16 protein-coding genes are annotated in these 17,306 nt (G+C 57.0%); all 16 read right to left on the minus strand.

The features are described 5' to 3' along the window. Window positions 1-7 precede the first annotated feature (7 nt). Window positions 8-538, minus strand: coding sequence for a flagellar basal body-associated FliL family protein (locus tag ABMA60_RS13245; RefSeq protein ID WP_392803850.1), 531 nt, complete (start codon window positions 536-538; stop codon window positions 8-10). A 78-nt stretch (window positions 539-616) separates the two neighbouring features. Further along, the gene (locus ABMA60_RS13250) at window positions 617-2,497 is read right to left on the minus strand and encodes a flagellar hook-length control protein FliK (protein WP_392803852.1); all 1,881 of its coding nucleotides are present in this window, start codon (window positions 2,495-2,497) and stop codon (window positions 617-619) included. Between the two features lie 84 nt (window positions 2,498-2,581). Continuing rightward, window positions 2,582-2,941, minus strand: coding sequence for an Hpt domain-containing protein (locus ABMA60_RS13255; protein WP_392803854.1), 360 nt, complete (start codon window positions 2,939-2,941; stop codon window positions 2,582-2,584). Window positions 2,942-2,947: 6 nt separating this feature from the next. Continuing rightward, window positions 2,948-4,660, minus strand: a complete 1,713-nt coding sequence (locus tag ABMA60_RS13260) for a SpoIIE family protein phosphatase (RefSeq protein ID WP_392803856.1) — start codon at window positions 4,658-4,660, stop codon at window positions 2,948-2,950. 11 nt (window positions 4,661-4,671) lie between these two features. Then, window positions 4,672-4,977, minus strand: a complete 306-nt coding sequence (locus tag ABMA60_RS13265) for an STAS domain-containing protein (protein ID WP_392803858.1) — start codon at window positions 4,975-4,977, stop codon at window positions 4,672-4,674. 134 nt (window positions 4,978-5,111) lie between these two features. Next, window positions 5,112-5,558, minus strand: a complete 447-nt coding sequence (fliJ, locus tag ABMA60_RS13270) for a flagellar export protein FliJ (protein ID WP_392803861.1) — start codon at window positions 5,556-5,558, stop codon at window positions 5,112-5,114. Window positions 5,559-5,564: 6 nt separating this feature from the next. Further along, window positions 5,565-7,001: a flagellar protein export ATPase FliI gene (gene fliI, locus ABMA60_RS13275; RefSeq protein WP_392803863.1), complete on the minus strand. Its 1,437-nt coding sequence runs from the start codon at window positions 6,999-7,001 to the stop codon at window positions 5,565-5,567. Beyond that, window positions 6,988-8,172 (minus strand): FliH/SctL family protein, encoded by a 1,185-nt coding sequence (locus tag ABMA60_RS13280; protein WP_392803866.1) that lies wholly within the window; start codon window positions 8,170-8,172, stop codon window positions 6,988-6,990. The genes fliI and ABMA60_RS13280 overlap by 14 nt, the downstream gene beginning before the upstream one ends. Before the next feature lie 36 nt (window positions 8,173-8,208). Further along, on the minus strand, window positions 8,209-9,267 hold the full coding sequence (gene fliG, locus ABMA60_RS13285; protein ID WP_392803868.1) for a flagellar motor switch protein FliG: 1,059 nt from the start codon (window positions 9,265-9,267) through the stop codon (window positions 8,209-8,211). Next, window positions 9,260-11,053: a flagellar basal-body MS-ring/collar protein FliF gene (gene fliF, locus ABMA60_RS13290; protein WP_392803870.1), complete on the minus strand. Its 1,794-nt coding sequence runs from the start codon at window positions 11,051-11,053 to the stop codon at window positions 9,260-9,262. The genes fliG and fliF overlap by 8 nt, the downstream gene beginning before the upstream one ends. A gap of 55 nt (window positions 11,054-11,108) precedes the next feature. Then, window positions 11,109-11,570 carry a flagellar hook-basal body complex protein FliE gene (gene fliE, locus ABMA60_RS13295; protein WP_392803873.1) on the minus strand — a complete coding sequence of 154 codons (462 nt, stop codon included), beginning with the start codon at window positions 11,568-11,570 and terminating at the stop codon, window positions 11,109-11,111. A gap of 220 nt (window positions 11,571-11,790) precedes the next feature. Continuing rightward, window positions 11,791-13,203 carry a sigma-54-dependent transcriptional regulator gene (locus ABMA60_RS13300; RefSeq protein WP_392803875.1) on the minus strand — a complete coding sequence of 471 codons (1,413 nt, stop codon included), beginning with the start codon at window positions 13,201-13,203 and terminating at the stop codon, window positions 11,791-11,793. A gap of 26 nt (window positions 13,204-13,229) precedes the next feature. After that, on the minus strand, window positions 13,230-14,438 hold the full coding sequence (locus tag ABMA60_RS13305; protein WP_392803877.1) for a sensor histidine kinase: 1,209 nt from the start codon (window positions 14,436-14,438) through the stop codon (window positions 13,230-13,232). Window positions 14,439-14,718: 280 nt separating this feature from the next. Then, on the minus strand, window positions 14,719-16,170 hold the full coding sequence (locus tag ABMA60_RS13310) for a sigma-54 dependent transcriptional regulator (protein ID WP_392803879.1): 1,452 nt from the start codon (window positions 16,168-16,170) through the stop codon (window positions 14,719-14,721). Window positions 16,171-16,451: 281 nt separating this feature from the next. After that, a complete protein-coding gene (locus ABMA60_RS13315) occupies window positions 16,452-16,754 on the minus strand; it encodes a hypothetical protein (RefSeq protein ID WP_392803881.1) in 303 nt (100 codons plus the stop codon). Further along, on the minus strand, window positions 16,744-17,199 hold the full coding sequence (gene fliS, locus ABMA60_RS13320) for a flagellar export chaperone FliS (RefSeq protein ID WP_392803883.1): 456 nt from the start codon (window positions 17,197-17,199) through the stop codon (window positions 16,744-16,746). Before fliS ends, ABMA60_RS13315 begins: the two co-directional genes overlap by 11 nt. Between the last annotated feature and the right edge of the window lie 107 nt (window positions 17,200-17,306).

Below are 17,306 nucleotides of genomic sequence, written 5' to 3' on the forward strand. Positions count from 1 at the left end.
GGACCCCCTATTGCATGACAAAGCTGCGGAACAGCACAGTTTCAATACCTGGCCTGCCGAGGCGCATTTCCATCACATCCTGGATGGTCTTGGTCAGATCTTCGACCAATTGCTCTTTGCCGTCGGCGGTTCTCAGGTTGTTAAAGTCCTGCTCGGACAGGACTTCCAGTAAATTATTGCGAATCAGCGGCATATAGGTGTTGGCGGTATCAATCACCGCATGATCGCGCGCCACTATGCTCAACTCCAGCTGCAGGAATCGCGTCCGCGCGCCTACGCTGTAATTGACAATAAAGGGCGGCTGCAACGCCAGATAAATAGCCGGCCCATCCGTTAACATCTCGGTCGGCGGTGTCAGCGGAATTTCCTCTGGCTCTGGTGGCGCTTCTTCTTCGCCACCGCGTCCGAGAAAGAACCAGGTTGCCGCCACCGACAACATGGCAATGACCACAGCACCACCAATCACCATGATCAATAACTTCAGTCGACTCTTGCCACCGGCTTCTTCGCCGGTCGTGGGTATCTCTTCCTCTGCCATACGCTCGCTCTCTTACTGCTGCCGGGCCCTGCATAAGTCAGGGTGATGCTCACATTCTAGCGGACTGTGACGCCATAACTAAACAAAGTGATCAACCAGTCCCATCGGCCGGCTTGATGCGGCTGCCAGCGGTACCTCCTGGTCCAGACCGTCATCACCCTCGCCGCCGCCACGGCGATTGCCGCTGCCGTCACCGGAGTCGGCATTGCCGTTGGACGATTGATCGCGCACATCCAGATTCGACAGGTTCAAGCCCTGCTGCTCCAGAATCTCACGCAGGCGCACGCTCTGACTTTCCAGCGCTTCACGCACCTGAGGATTGGGCGAGGTGATCTGCACCTGAGTCTGATCATGCTGCACCGTTACCTTGATCTCCAGGGTTCCCAGTTCCGGCGGATCCAGACGAATGGTGGCGTGTTTGATCTCGCCTTGCGACATCATCTGAATACGTTCACTCAACTGACGGCTGACCTCGGCAGACACCAAGGGCCGGTCTACCCGTTTCAGATCCAGCACCTGGGGCTGCTCGGGCGTGTCGCTCTGTGACAGTGACAAATTGACGACCTGACTGCTGTCGCCGGAAGCACTAACGGCGCTGCTTAACGCCGCCACCCGGGTTTCAGCGTCGGTTTTACTCGCCAGGGATTCACGCGCCATCTTCACCAGGGTGGTGTTGAAGGCCACATCGTGACTGACCGGACTGGCCGGAGCCAGCAACAAAGCCTGCTCGGGACGGCTGTTATCCAGGGTAATCGGCAGGCTGCCACTGGTGGCGCTGTTCTGAACGCTTTGCAGCAGACGCGCCACCATGACCGCTGGCGACGGAGTTTTGCCATCGGATTCAAGATTGCCTTTGCCGTTCAAGGCATCGGCCAGAGTGCGTAATTCCTTGGACAGCACCGGTGCGGCGTCAGCGATAGCGTCGTTATCGCTGCCGTTGGCCATGGCGTTCAACTGCTCCAGCCAACTGCTGAACTGGCCGCCCAATTCATCCAGCACCTGCGTCAATTGTTCAACCTGCTGCCATTGCTCGCCATCGGCTGCGGCCAGTTGTTCCGGTGTGATATTGAGCTGTGGCGGATTTTTGACCCAGGTGGTCATGGCGTTGATAACGGTTTCGGTCTGGACCAGGTTCAGGCCCAGCTCTTCATGGAGAAAATTCTGCAGGCGCTCAACGGCTTTAGGGTCAATCACCAAGGTGTCAGCGGTGATCCATTGCTCCACGGTCTCGCTCGGCAAGTCGATACCCAGTTGCGCCAGCGCGGCTTCAACATCAAAGTCGTCGCCGTCAAGCGCAAGCGCGCCCTCGACCGGGATCTCACCACCATCAGAAGCTTCGCTGTTGAGGTCTGCATCACTGTTGCTGCCAGCTTCACCTTCAACAGCGGACTGGTTCTGTTCGACCAACTCGCGCAAGGGCTTGACGCCCAGCAATTGCGCAATCGTCTCACCCAGGTCTTGCAGGCTGCTGTCGAGATCATCGAGCGCCTCGCCGGCCTCTTCCGTTGTCGGTCCCAGACCAAAAAGCCGGGCCAGCCAGGAGGTCGATGGCAGACCTTCGCTCTTGAGATTCAAGCCACCTTCTTCGTCGCTGACCGGCAAATCCAGGCTGGGCAGTACACTGCTGTTCAGCGTCATTGTTGTGCCCGGCAAGACGCCCTGAGCCACCACGCCATCCGGCAACATGCCGACCAAGGCTTGCCGCTGCAGCGGCAAATTCTGACCCTCAACCCCGTCACCCAAGGCATTTCCCAGCGCCGCTTTTAACAGCTGTGGCGTCAATACGGGCGTCTGCTCAGCGTCAGTCGACAGCGGGCGTGGCGCCGTCGCTGTGGACAACAACCGCGCAAATACTCCATCGGAAGCCCCGTCACTACTGACTTTCAGGGCATCTGGGGTGGTGCCTGGCGATAGGCTGACGGGTTTTAGACTGGCATCCGGGCTGGTCAAAAACAGCATGAGTGCTCTCTTTTGCAGTGTTCAGGACGATGGTGTCCACAGTGAACATAGCAATGGCCGGGCCAGCTTTGGGAAAAACGTCAATCAGAGATAATGATCGTGCAACAGCCGATCCACCTCGGCCAACTCGTCACCCATATCCGCGACCAGAGCGTCGACTGTTGTCAGTTGATTCACAGCGGCAAGATCTTCCAGGCGACGACAGAGTTGCGCCAGATGAGGAGCACCCACGTTCAGACAACTGCCTTTAAAGCTATGGGCCGTGCTGCGCACCATCTGAGCATCCGGTCTGGCTTGTTGCAGCAGCTCGACCAATTCGGCATAGCGCTGGCGCGCATCGCTCAGAAAGGTGTCGATCAGGTCGCTGAATTCATCCTCCAGCAAGATGCGCAAGTCCGCCAGAGCGGCCTCATCCAGATGCGGTTCGGGCTGGTCAGCTGTCATGGTGTGTTATCCGTTTGCTGGCATATCACAGCTGGCCGGGCGAGGCCAACACAGGGTGGCGCGAACCTGGTTACCGGTGTCATTGAATTCGAGTTCATCGCATAGCTGCCTTACTAATGCCAAACCGCGTCCACTGTAATCCGGGTTATCGGTCAGACAGCGCATGTCTTGATAACCATAGTCAAAACCCGGACCGGTATCGCTGATCTCAAACACCAATTCGCCGCCATCGCCACTGGGTCGATGGCGTATTTCCAAACAGACCCGACCGCTTTGCAAATTAGCCAATCGCTGTTCCCGTAAACGGTAATACTGGGCAAAACCCTGAGGATCCTGCTTCAGACGGGAATCCAGACCGAGTACGCCATGTTCGAGCGCATTGTTGAACAATTCGGCCAGCACGGTATAGAGCAAGCCACTGAGCGTGCGCAGCCCTTCCACCTCGGTGAGAATATTCAGCACCAGAGGCAAAGGATTAAAAGCGCCCAGGCTCTGCGGCCCAAGCTGCAAACTCATCTGCCAATCCATGGGTCCGCCGATCGACGCTTTATTGCTGTGCAACAGCGGCAGACCCAATACATCCAGATCGACCATGGTGGCGCTCAACAGCGTGATGTCATCGTCGCGACCACTGCCACCAATAAAGGCGTCGACGGCATCGAGAATGTCATCGAACAACCGCTCAGGATCTTGGGCATGGGTGAACAGCGCATCCAGACGAGCCTCTCCGAACAATTCCCCGGCCGCGTTATGGCTTTCGACAATGCCATCCGACCACAGAAAAACGCGGTCACCGTTATGCATGCGGTAATCATTGGGTTGCGGTGAAAAACTGCGCGGTGTTAACACCCCCAACGGCAGATTGGTTGACGGCACTTTTTCGACTTCGCCACTGTCATTGCGATAGAGATACACCGAGGGCACGCCACCGACCCAGATGCGCGCCAGCTTATTGGTCACATCCAGATCGACCATGGCGCCGCAGCAAAAAACTTCGGTTGGTAAAATGGTGTACAACTTGGCGTTGATTTCCCGCAGCACATCTTCCATGGCGAAACCTTTTTGGGTCATGCCATAAAAGATTTCCGCCACCGGCATGGCACCGATGGCTGCCGGCAGACCATGACCGGTGAAGTCGCCAAGAAACAACGACAGGCCTCCGTCGGGTTTGCGTTCCGCCAGAACAGTATCGCCATTAAAGACCGCCAGCGGTGACAGCGAATGACGCAGATTGGGCAGCGCCAGGCAACCGGAGTGAGCGACGTTGTCAAAGACCGTCTTGGCAACCTGCTGCTCCAGCAGCATCTGACGGTTGTGGGACTGGAGTTGATCGTGCATGCGTCGCATGCGACCAAAGGCGTTGATTTTGGCTTTGAGGATGACCCGGTTGTAGGGCTTGGACATAAAATCATCGCCGCCACTTTCCAGGCAGCTGGCCAGCGATGAAGCATCCTGAAGTGAGGTCAGGAAAATGATCGGCACCAGTTGATTACCGGCGCGTTGCTTGATCAGACGACTGGCTTCCAGGCCATTCATCTTCGGCATCAAGGCGTCCATTAAAATAATGTCAGGGACGCTTTCGGTAAATCGCTCCAGCGCCTCGATGCCATTGCTCGCCTCCACCACGCGGTGGCCTTCCTGTTGCACAATGGCGCTGAGAATCCGACGGTCGGTTTTACTATCGTCGGCAACCAGAATAGTGAGCGGGGCGCTGGACATGGCAGGCGCTGTTATTCGATCCGAAACAGTTGCCCAAAATTGGATATGGATAGAATTTTGCGAACGTCTTCGTTGCAATTAATGATGCGAATGTCGGAGTTATCGCCACCGGCATGATCGCGCAATAACAACAACATACCCAATGCCGAACTGTCGAGGTAAGTCGCCTCTCCCATATCTATGATGTAACCCTGAATGTCGGGGGCTGCATTCTCATAAATCTGGCGAAATTCCTGGTGCGAACTGAAATCGAAGCGGCCGGTAATTTTAATGGTAATTTCTGTACCGTTGTCATTGGGTATTGCCGAGACGGTCATAGCGGTTCCTCTAGTCAGGCGGTGCGCCTTGAACTCATTGTAGCCGGCTTTATCGCAGCCGCCAGCCAGGCGATGCGGTTAGTCCCAAGTGCCCGGCCAGCGCCACTGTAATGTCTGTTTAACCCAGGGCGCAACTACCAACTGCCGCTGCGTTGGCGCATCTGACTGACCACCTCATCGAGCGCTTTTTGTTCGCGTCGGTCGGCCTCAATCAACTCTTCCATTGAGACTTTTTCCACCAACTGATTGAGCGTTTTGCGGCGTTGATAAAGCCCCTGCCAATGCTCCAGTAATTTGCCTTCCTGCTCCTGCCATTGCTGGATGACGCCGCGCTGGCGGCCCATCACCGTTTCCAACTGATCGATAAAACCCTGAGTACGGCGCCACTGTTCGATGGAAATACCCGTGCCTCCGCTGATCTGCAAAGACTGATGGTAATCGCGCTGATAGTCGGCCAGTTCATCCAGCTGTTTAATTTCCCGCTCCAACTGCGCACGCGCCTGCTGCAACGCCTGAGCAGCCTGGTCTTCACGCTGCTTGGCCAGCCGTTCGATGACTTGTAAGCGTTCGGATCGCTTCATCAGTAATCATCGCCTCGCTTGGGCATTGCCGGCGCGTCGATTACGCGCGCCCGGTTTGGCCAGCGGCCGGCCTTTTTGCAAGCTGCCACCGCCATTATTGGCATTGGCATTGGCGTTGTCCTGCGCCGGCGGCAACATCTGACCCATTTGCTGCAGGCTCTCGTCGTAACCAACGCGCTCGCCCAGACCCTGCTGCAGGAAGCCGGTCACTCTGGGATAGAGCGCTATGGCTTCATCGATCGCCTGATCGGTGCCAGGACTATAAGCGCCGATGGAAATCAGATCCCGGTTTTGCTGGTAACGCGCCCAGATCTGTTTGATTTTTTGCGCCTGTTTGAAGTGCGCCTCAGGTACCACCTGCGACATCGCCCGGCTGATACTTTGCTCGATATCGATGGCCGGATAATGGCCTTCCTCGGCCAGGCGACGATTCAATACAAAGTGCCCATCGAGGATCGCTCGAGAGGAATCGGCGACCGGATCCTGTTGGTCATCGCCTTCGGTCAGAACGGTGTAGAAGGCGGTGATGGAGCCACCCCCGGCTTCGGCATTACCGGCGCGTTCCACCAATTGCGGCACCCGTGCGAATACCGAGGGCGGATAACCTTTGGTGGCTGGCGGTTCGCCAATGGCCAAGGCGATTTCGCGTTGCGCCTGGGCATAACGCGTCAGCGAATCCATCAACATCAACACGTTCTTACCCTGAGCGCGGAAATATTCGGCGATGGCGGTGGTGTATTGCGCCGCGCGCAAACGCAACAAGGGCGCATCATCGGCCGGCGAGGCAACCACGACTGAACGCGCCAGCCCTTCGTCGCCGAGGATGTCTTCAATAAACTCTTTGACTTCCCGGCCGCGTTCGCCGATCAGCCCGACGATGGTGATGTCAGCCGTGGTAAAGCGGGTCATCATGCCCAGCAGCATGGATTTACCCACACCGGAGCCGGCGAACAAACCCAGACGCTGACCACGGCCAACCGTCAGTACCGAGTTAATAGCACGGATGCCGACATCGAGTGGCTCACGAATCGGCTGACGGTGCAGCGGGTTGATGGTTTCGCCGTTCAGGTTTTGACGCACACGACAGCCGATTGGCCCTTTGCCATCAATCGGTTCGCCAAAGCCGTTCACCACACGACCGAGCAACTCCTCACCAATGACCAGTTCACTGGCGGTTTCCACCGGCACCACGCGCGCGCCGGCACGCAAACCACTGATCGGCTGCACCGGCATTAAAAAGGCTTTGTCGTCCTGGAACCCAACCACCTCGGCTTCGATGCAATTACCACGATCGATCACCTGGCAACGCTCACCGACGGTGGCGTTCAGGCCGATGGCTTCGAGCGTCAGACCGACCATGCGGGTCAAGCGGCCCTCAACAATGACCGGCGCTTCATCCGGCAACCAACGCTGGCTGTCGTTCAGGTAATCAGCGAGGCTCATCGTCTGGCGACTCTTGGCTGGCGGGTGGGACGTTCGGATCGGCAACAGACGGATCAACTGCCGCAGATGAGTCGTCGGCCGAGGCTGCCGAGTTGCTTTGATCGCTGTCGGTTGCATCCGCGGCTGGCGGGGCAGTCTGATCGGGTTCGGTCAGACTTTCTCCAGCCGGTGCTTCTGCGGTCGCTGCATTATCCGCCGGTGCCTGGTCGGCGGTATCCGTCGTAGCGGATTCGGCTGCTGCATTTGATTCAGCAGCGGCGGGTTGTTCTGGACCCATCGACTCACTGAGAATTTCCTGCGGCTGGTCGTCGGTGCTCAAAGGCGTGTCTGCCGCCTCAGCATTGGCCTCGGGTAAGGTCCAGGGCTGGCTCAGCTCGTCCAGACGCTCGGATAACCCCGACTGCGCCAGCAGATTGCTGACCTGTTGGCGAAAGCGATGCTCCAGGCTGTAATCGATATAGCTGAACCGGGTGCGAACCCGGCAACCACCCCGGTTCAATTGCGCATCGGCCTGCAAGGTCCAGTGGCTGTCGGCGATGGGCTCGACCAGGGCCAGATCATCCGGATGCAATTCAATGGTCAGCCGTTCATCGGCATTGGGTAATGCCTGAATGGCGCTGTGCACCAGCGCTTGAATGTGGTCGGGTTTTAACGCCAGTTCGGCATCAAAGAGGTTACGCGCCAGCCGCACTGCCAGCGCCATCAAGCCTTCGCGCAACGCTGCTTCCTGTTTCGGCAGCAGGCCTTGCAGTTGCTCCAGCACGGCTTTCAGCGGCGCCAGTTCCTCATCAATTCGCTGCTGCTCTGTCTTGCGCGCTGCCTCATAGCCAGCTTGTTCACCGACGCCACGGCCGGCCTGCTCGCCAGCTTCATAACCCTGCTGGTGACCGGCTTTATGACCTTCCTGCTGGCCCTGTTTCATGCCCTGCTGATAGCCGGATTCAAAACCTTCGTTAAAGGCGTCGTCATGAATCTGGCGGATTTCTTCAGCGGTCGGAGGTTGAATGTCGACGCTTTCAACGTCTTCGGTCACCGTGGCGATCGGTTTGGGCCGGTCGTCGATCAGATTGCCCTGTGCATCCCAGCGCGGCAGTCGATAGGTTTCAATATCCAGATCCCGATTGTTCTCTTCTGGATGGTGCAACGGCGGTTTACGCATGGATGGCGCCATAACCTACTACTCCCCTGGCGGCGGCCGATGGCGGCCTCACACCATGGCCTCGCCACCGGTTCCACCGAGGGCGATTTCGCCCGAATCGGACATGCGTCGGGCGATGTTGAGGATTTCTTTCTGCGCCACTTCGACATCGCTGAGCTTGACCGGGCCCATGGCGTCCATGTCGTCGCGCAGGATTTCGGCGGCACGCTTGGACATATTGCCGAGCATTTTTTCCTGCAGCTTCTGATCGGAACCGCGCAAGGCGACTTTGAGCAAATCGGTCGGCACTTCGCGCAGCAGCATCTGAATGCCGCGGTCGTCGATGTCGGACAGGTTTTCGAACACGAACATAAGGTCGGCAATTTCCGCCGCCAGATCTTCGTCGACGGTTTTGATGCCGTCCATGATTTCGGCTTCGACGCTGGACTCGAGGAAGTTCATAATCTCGGCCGCTGTCTTCACGCCGCCCAACGACTGAGCCTGAGCACCGGCGCTGGAAGAGAATTGTTTTTCCAAAATGGAGTTCAACTCCTGCAAAGCGATTGGCTGGACAGTTTCCAGAGCCGCCACCCGCATAACGATATCCAGACGCACTTTTTCGCTGAACTGGGCGAGAATTTCTGCCGACTGATCCGGCTCCAGATAGGCGATCACGATGGCCTGAATCTGGGGGTGTTCGTTGCGGATGATGTCGGCCACGGCACGCGGCTCCATCCACTTCAGCGTATCCAGACCGGTGGTGTTACCACCGAGCAGAATGCGGTCAATCAGGCCGGTGGCCTTATCGGCACCCAGCGCCTGGGTCAGCATGTTACGAATATAGTCGTTGGCGCCAATACCGAGACTGGTCTGACCGCCGACTTCTTCCAGGAACAGACGCACCGCTCCTTCCAACTGTTCCTGGCGCACTTCCGATAAGCCGGACATGGCGGTACCGACGCGCTGAACCTCTTTCGGCCCCAGGTGCTTGAGCACCTCGGCGGCGTCGGCTTCACCCACGCTCATCAGCAAGATAGCCGCCCGGTTCAGCCAACTGATGCCGTCCAGCGCCTTGGTGGCGTCTTCGGTGCCTTGGGGCACCGGCAAATTCGGATTCTGCTCAGTCATTGCTCATGATCCAACGTTTCAGTACCAGTGCCACCCGGCCCGGGTCTTCTGCGATCAGGCCGCGCAAGGCGTCCAGCTGCCGCTCAAACTGCTCCGACGGTCCCGGCAGCGCGTATTCATCGGCCGTGCTCAGCGTCACCTTGTCGTCGGTGATGGAATCCTCATCGACATCCAGCGACGCCAGATCGTCCTCTTCGTCTTCATCCTCACCACGACTCAGCAAGGAGCGCAGTGCTGGCCGCAGTATGCCGAACACCAGGATCAGAACAAAGAGGCCAGCCAATATCTGCTTGGCGATCTCCCAGAACCAGGGCTGGGTGTACCAGGGCGAATCATCAACGGCGTCGGCCACGCCGCGGAAACCAGAGTTGACGATATTGACGCTGTCGCCACGGCTCGGGTCGAAACCGACCGCGTCCTGAACCAGCAAGCGCAGTTGCTGCAGATCGGCCTCGGTCCAGTTCTCGCGCACCAGCTCACCGGTTTCCGGGTTGGTGCTGACCAGATCGTCAACCACCACAGCCACCGTCAGTCGACGCATCCGGCCTTGCTGGAATTGAGTGTAGCTCAGGGTGCGGTCGACTTCGTAGTTTCGGGTTGCCTCATTACGAGTGGTCGACGGCGGCGGCGTATTGTTCTGCGCTTCCGGATCAACCTCTTCCGGCGCTTCCGCCGCGCCCGGAGGCTGGTTGGTCAAGGCGCCGGGAATACCACCTTCGGGCTCACCGATACGCTCTTCTTCGATGGTCTGTTCCGACCGCAGCGCAATCAGATCCGGGTTGTACAGCTCTTCAGCCTGCTCGACCTGAGTGAAGTCGATATCGGCGTTCACTTCGGCGCGGAAATTATCGCGCCCGACCACCGGACCGAGAATGGAGTTAATCTGGTTCAGCAGGTTGTCTTCCACCCGCTGGGTGTACTGGAACTGTCGATCGGTCAGTTCATCTTCGGGGTTCTCAGTCTGCGCCGACAGCAGTTGGCCGCGCTGATCAACCACCGAGACGTTTTCCGGTTTCAGTTCGGGAATGGAGGTGGCAACCAGGTTGCGGATGGCACGAATCGAATCGACATCCATATCGGCGCCGGCGTGCAATTCGGTAAACACCGAGGCGGTCGGCTGACGCCGGTCGCGAATAAAGACCGAGCGTTCGGGAATGGCCAGATGCACGCGCGCCGCCCGCACCTGATTCATCGAAGCTATGGTACGCGCCAGCTCGCCTTCGAGCGCACGCATATAGCGAGCGTTTTCCATAAACTGAGAAGTGCCCAACGGCTGGTCGTCGTCGAGCAATTCATAGCCCACAGTTTGATCGTTGGAAAGACCGGCGCCGGCAATGGCCAGGCGCGCCCGGTGCAGATCATCCTGACGCACCAGGATCACACCGCTGGCCGGGTCGATATCGAAATTCACTTTCTCGCCCTGCAGCACCTGAATGACGTCGGCTGCCGCATAGGTGTTGGTGGAATTCATCAATGGATGGTAGGTCTCGCGCTGCGACCAGAGCACCACGCCAAGACCGAGCGCAATACTGGCCGCCAGACCCACCAACAGACCGAACTGGCGCATCATGGTCAGGCGGTTAAAACCGGCCACCAAGGGATGCATTTTTTTCAGCGCCGAAGGTTCTTTATCGACCAGATCAGGACTGTCGTCGGCGCCTGCGCCGGTCGTGGCAATAGCCGTGCCGGAGCCAGCCTCCGCACGCGTTGCCGGCAATCCGCTTTGGGCGTTGTTGTCGCTGTCGTCGGAAGTATTACCGGCTGCAGCAGGGACGTTTTCGGTCATGGTCTCGCTTCACTCTTCAGCACCGGTCCAGCCGGCGTACTGACACCCAAAGGCATCAGATCGGCATGTTCATAATGTCCTTATAAGCCTCGACCATCTTGTTGCGAACCTGGGTCATGGCCTGAAAGGAGACGCTGGATTTTTGCAGGGCAATCATTACTTCGGGCAGGTCGACTTCCGGGTCGCCCTGCTCGTAACGGGTGGCAATTTCGCTGGCCGCCATCTGCGTATCGTTAACGGTATCAACGGCGGATTTGAACATCTCACCGAAGGACGGCACATGGCCCATCGGCGGCATGCCGTCGAGTTCGTTGATGCCACCAGGCGTTTGCGGTTGCGGTAAATTAAGTTCGGCTTCCGGACGCACCGGTCCGGACTGATTGCGCACCTGTTGCATCTGCTGCTCGAACGACGGCCCTTGCAGCGGTTGCGGCCCAGGCGGTCGCGGCACTTGCATCTGCTCACGGATTGAGCGCATTTGCCCAAGGACGTTTTGAATGTCGGCTCGATCAGTCATCTGCCTTTCCCTCTTCCCGCTGACACTCGGCTAATGGCAAAGCAAAGTGTCAAAAATTAGCTGCTGCTGTGTGCATCAGGCTGTCTGCATCTGGGCTGGCGACAAAAAACAGTCACTTTGGTCACCAAAACGCCCGCTATACAGTCATTGAGCAAAGGGCGGGCCAACTTTTGCCGGCGGCTTGGTTTTTCCGGTCAAACCCTGCCGCCGGCTAAGCGGTTTAACGAATGCCGGCGATGGCGCCGTCCACATCCATGCCCAGTTCACGCATGCGCGCCAGCTTGTAACGCAGCGTCCGCGCTGAGATGCCCAGCTTGTCGGCCGCCTTGTTTTTACGTCCGCCGGTCACGCGCAATGCATTGAGGATCAATTCAAATTCGTGGTGTTTCAGGTCGCGGTGGATGCCGTCGTTGTTGTCCAGGTTGTCGTCATCCAAATCCATGTCCGGCGCGGCTTCGGCGCGCTCGAATCGATGGCTGGTCGTCACCGGACGGCGCGCTTCGAAGTCGATCAGATGTTCACCATCCAAACCCAGATCCTGCGCCGTGACCCACTGACCGCTTTGCAGAATCAAAGCGCGTTGCAGAGCGTTATCGAGCTCGCGGATGTTACCCGGCCAGTCATAACTCAAAATCCGATCGCGGGCGGAATCATCCAAAGCGATATTGCCCTTATGCATCTTGCGCGCGTGCAGCGATAACAGATGCTGTGCCAGCGGCAGCAAATCACCACGACGGGCACGCAGCGGTTGCCACTGCAACGGGAAAACATTCAGACGGTAATAGAGGTCTTCACGGAAACGACCGGCGCGCACTTCTTCGAGCAGATCGCGGTTGGTGGTGGCCAGCACCCGTACATCCAGGGCGATGGTGCGACGGCCGCCGATGCGTTCCACTTCACGTTCTTGCAAGACGCGCAGTAATTTTGCCTGCAGACCCAGATCCATTTCGGAAATCTCGTCGAGCAAAATAGTGCCGCCATTGGCCTGTTCGAACTTACCGGCCTGGCTTTGAATGGCACCGGTGAAGGCGCCCTTTTCATGACCAAACAAGGTGGCTTCGAGCATATTTTCCGGAATGGCGGCGCAGTTAATGGCGACAAAAGCTTCGCCCGCACGCGCCGATTGCTGGTGAATAAAACGCGCCAGCACTTCCTTACCGGTGCCGCTTTCACCACTGATCAAAATGGTGGAATCGGTAGCCGCGACTTTGCGGGCCAGCGCCAACACTTGCTGACTGGCCGGCTCAACGGCGATGGGATCGTCCTGTGTCGCCGGCGTTGCCTGGCCATGACGCTCAATCAGATCAATCAACTGATCCGGCTCGAATGGCTTGACCAGATAATCGACCGCGCCGGCCTGCATCGCCGCCACGGCTTTATCGACCGCGGCATAGGCGGTGATCAGCAACATCGGCAAGTCAGGGTGATGAGTGCGCACATAGTCGAGCAGCTGATGGCCATCCATACCCGGCATATTGACGTCGCTGACGATGAAATCGACCGACTGTTCTTTCAGTCGCGCCACCGCCGCTTCGCCGCAATCGGCTTCGACGACGTCATAGTCCGACAACTTCAGGGTGTCGCTGACCGCTTCACGCAGGTTGGCATCATCTTCTACGATCAAAATATTCATGATGGTCTTTCTCCTAAACGACGCTTTCAGCGCTCGGCCCTAACGGGCAGGTTCAGGTGCACGACAGTGCCCTTGCCAGGCTGACTGTCGATCTCAAAATCGCCCTGATGGGCACGAATAACGGCCATGACAACGGGAATACCGAGGCCGGTGCCGTGGCTTTTAGTGGTGAAAAAAGGTTCGCGAATTTGCGCCAGGGTTTGTTCATCCATACCCGGTCCCTGATCGCGAATGGTTAAGCGCAAACGATCACCGCGACGTTCGGCGGCGATAGCAATATCCGGATCATTAGGGCTGGCTTCGAAGGCGTTATTGATCAGATTGCACAGCGCGCTGACCAGCGCATCTTTTTGGCATTGCAACTCAACATCAGCGGCATCGTTGTGCCAGTGCAACGCCTTGGGATACTGCTCGATCCGGGCCGATAAGTTGTCGGCCATAACGCTGAACAACTCACTGACACTGAGCCGATGCACCAGCTGGCATTCACCTTTAACAAAGATCAGCATGTCCTGAACCTGCTGTTCAAGGTGATGCAAACGACCGATCAGTTTATCGACAAACTGACCGCGCACCTCGTCGCTGACGCGTGGATTTTTCAGGTTGGAGGCGTAGAGCATGGCCGCCGACAAGGGCGTACGAATCTGATGTGCCAGGGAGGCCACCATCCGCCCCATGGCCGTCAAGCGTTCGTGGCGAGACAGCTTGGCCTGCAAGGCGCGCGTCTGGGTCTGGTCACTGAGCAGAATCAACTGACCGGCGTTATCCAGAGCGCAGGTTTCGATACTGACCAGACGCCCATCGGCCAAGGAAATTTCGTGGCCATCGTTCTGCCGCGGCTTAAACGTCTGACGAATAATCCGTCCCCAGGGCACGCCGACCAATTCCGGCAATCCGGCGCTGACCAGCAGCGACTGCGCCGCCGGATTTACGCGCCGAACGATGCCGGTGTTATCGACCACCACCACACCCGCCGGCAGCAGATTGAGCAGACTTTCCAACTGATCAGCCAGGCGCTCTTTTTCACTCAGTTCCTGCATGCGCTGCTCGCTGACCGACGCCAGCTCGCCACTGAGTTCCAGTACCCGACTTTCCAGCATCTCGTAGCTTTCGGTCAGTTGCTCCGACATCTGGGTAAAGGTCACAAAGGCTTGCTGCAGATCGGCGAGCGAACGGTCGCGCATCGCTTCCGGAGCGGGTTTTTGCATCAAGCTGTCAAATTCGGGCGCGCCCATTAAAACTCCCACTGACCATTTATTGGCACTTTTTGGTGTCACGGGAGGGCTACTGCAAAGGTGGTGCCAAAAGCGGACAAAGCTAGCCGCATCAAGGCCTGCAGCGGTTTTTCAGGCGGAAATTTTCGACCGACGGCAATGTCTTGACGGATTTTGACAGCATCGTTCGCTCAGCCTGAGAACCCTTAAAGGCGGCTAAGACAGCGGGCAAATAAAGGCTGTTGTGTGATGCTGAAGGAGGGAAAACAGCCTGGCGCCAGAACGCGCCAGGCTGTGCAGATCAGTTAACGGCTTCGCGTTTGTTGATCTTGTACTTGCGCATCTTCTCGACCAGGGTGGTGCGACGAATATGCAATTTCTCGGCGGCCCGGGCGACCACGCCCTGAGCATCATCCAGAGCCTGCTGAATCAGGGAGCGTTCCAGATCGGTCAGATACTCTTTAAGGTCCAGACCGTTGACCGGTAACAAGGCCGACTGATCGAAATTAAAACCACCACCCTCGGTCGATGCCACCATCGGCATGGAGCTCATCAGGGCGTCATCTTCATCCTCAACATGGCGATATTTAATCGGCAATTCCTGCACGCCAATCACCCCATAGGGATGCATGATCGCCAGTCGCTCAACCAGGTTGGCCATCTCGCGAACATTGCCCGGCCAGTCATGGCGTACCAACGACATGATGGCGGCTGAACTGAAACGAATGGAACCGCGCTTTTCGTTTTCCATGCGCGAAATCAATTCGTTCAACAGCAGCGGAATGTCTTCGGAACGCTCACGCAGCGGTGGCATTTCGATCGGGAAAACATTCAGCCGATAATAAAGATCTTCACGGAACAGACCTTCTTCAATCATCTGTTCCAGATTGCGGTGCGTCGCTGCGATGACCCGGATATCACAGGTAAAAGTCTTGTTGCCGCCGACGCGTTCAAAGGTGCGCTCTTGCAACACACGCAGCAATTTAACCTGCATGTTGAGCGGCAGATCGCCAATTTCATCGAGGAACAGCGTGCCGCCTTCGGCCATTTCGAAACGACCGGCCCGGGCGGTAATGGCACCACTGAAAGCACCTTTTTCATGACCAAACAGTTCGCTTTCAATCAATTCACTGGGAATGGCACCGCAGTTGACCGGAACAAAAGGCTTATGACGTCGATGGGAGTTATAGTGCAGGTTGCGCGCGACCACTTCTTTGCCGGTGCCGCTTTCGCCCTGAATCATCACCGTGACTTCTTTGTCAGCGACCTGCGTCATCATCTCGCGCACTTGCTGTACGCCACGACTGGAGCCAACCAGAGACCGAAACAGATTCACCTCGCGACGCTGGCCGCGACCGCGGGTCAGATCAAACTGTTCGCGATACATTTGCGCCCGGTGCAGGGTGTCGAGCATCTTGTTGTAGGTGGGCGGTGAATGCAGCTTGGCGATCACCTGACGGCGCAGGCATTCATCCAGCAATTCCACCTCGGGATGATCGTCCATCAAAATGACGGGCAAGCCTTCATCCCACTCCACCAGCGACTGGACCATGCCAGCCAGCGATGCGCTGCTCCGACCGACCAAAACTGCCACTAGGTCTTCCGGGCCAGATACCGAATCGGTAATCTGCGCCTGCCAGTTATCACTGGAAACGCCAACACAGGTTTCGCCAAGAAATTGAAGAATGACTTCAAAATCCCGTCGACGCTGGTCGTCGTCATCGATCATCAACAGTTTGATTTCACGCAACATCGTGAACAATTCCTCACAAAACACCGGAAGCATGTCACAGTCAAAGTGAGATAACGTCAGCAAATTGACTGTCAAACAATAGTAAAGACGTATCGACTCTGACTGTCAAACCGATGACTACTTCACATTACTGCCCGAATTTACGCTGATAAAGCGTTGATTTTCAAGCGGTTTACACGGCAATTCAAACGTTTCCTTGACAAAGTGCACAGTCAGTAACAAAAAAATGCGCCCCACCCTGCCCCTGACGGGGAGAGTTGACGCACATTCTGTACGGAAATTTAACCGGTGATTTTCCAGCGTTTTTGATGCAATTCGGCCGTTGTCGCCGCCTGATCATCACGAAGCTGAGCAAATTCAGCCACAGATTGCTGATAAAGCTCAATCAAGATACCCAGGTGACGTTGCAGCGGGCGACTGCTGAAATCGTCCTGAGCCAAAGCCAGATTAACGTCCTGAAGCCACTCATTGACCGCATCATCCCACTGTGCCATCGCCTCGGTGTCGACTTCCGACTGCAAGCGCAAGCCCTGCTCGATCAACTGACGAGAGCGGTCAACCAGCACCTCGGCTTCAAGCGCCATCTGTGGGTCCGGCTGTTTTCATGCTCTGCAGCGCTTCTTCACGGATCGCATCCCAGGCGGATTTAATCTGAATCAGCAAATCGGTGACTTCGTCGAGAATGCTGTTGTCATTGCGCACATTGGCTTCGAACAGGCGACGAATCATGTAGTCGTACAATCGCTCCAGGTTCAGTGCCAGATCACCCGTATCGGTGTTCAGGCTGTCTTGCAGGCCACCAATAATGTCGATGGCGGAATTCAGTGCCTGACTTTTGCGATCGTATTCATTGCGCTCGATATGTCCCTTGGCAGTGGAAATACGAGCCAGGGCCCCTTCGAACAGGAGTTGGATAAGACGGTGCGGATCTGCATCCATAATGGACGTTTCGGTACCGACCGTTTGGTACTGCTTGATACCCTGAGCGTACATAGGGGTATTACCTCTCTGACGGCTGGAATCATTCATAAGCCACCTCCCGAAAAGCCTTTCGGAAGCATACTTCAGTTAGCGGCTGGATGTAGGGAAAGTTGAGCCTGATCCGGTCATCACTTTTATGCCGTTTTTTCCGCTCT

Source organism: Saccharospirillum sp. HFRX-2 (assembly GCF_043196805.1).
Taxonomy (GTDB): domain Bacteria; phylum Pseudomonadota; class Gammaproteobacteria; order Pseudomonadales; family Natronospirillaceae; genus Saccharospirillum.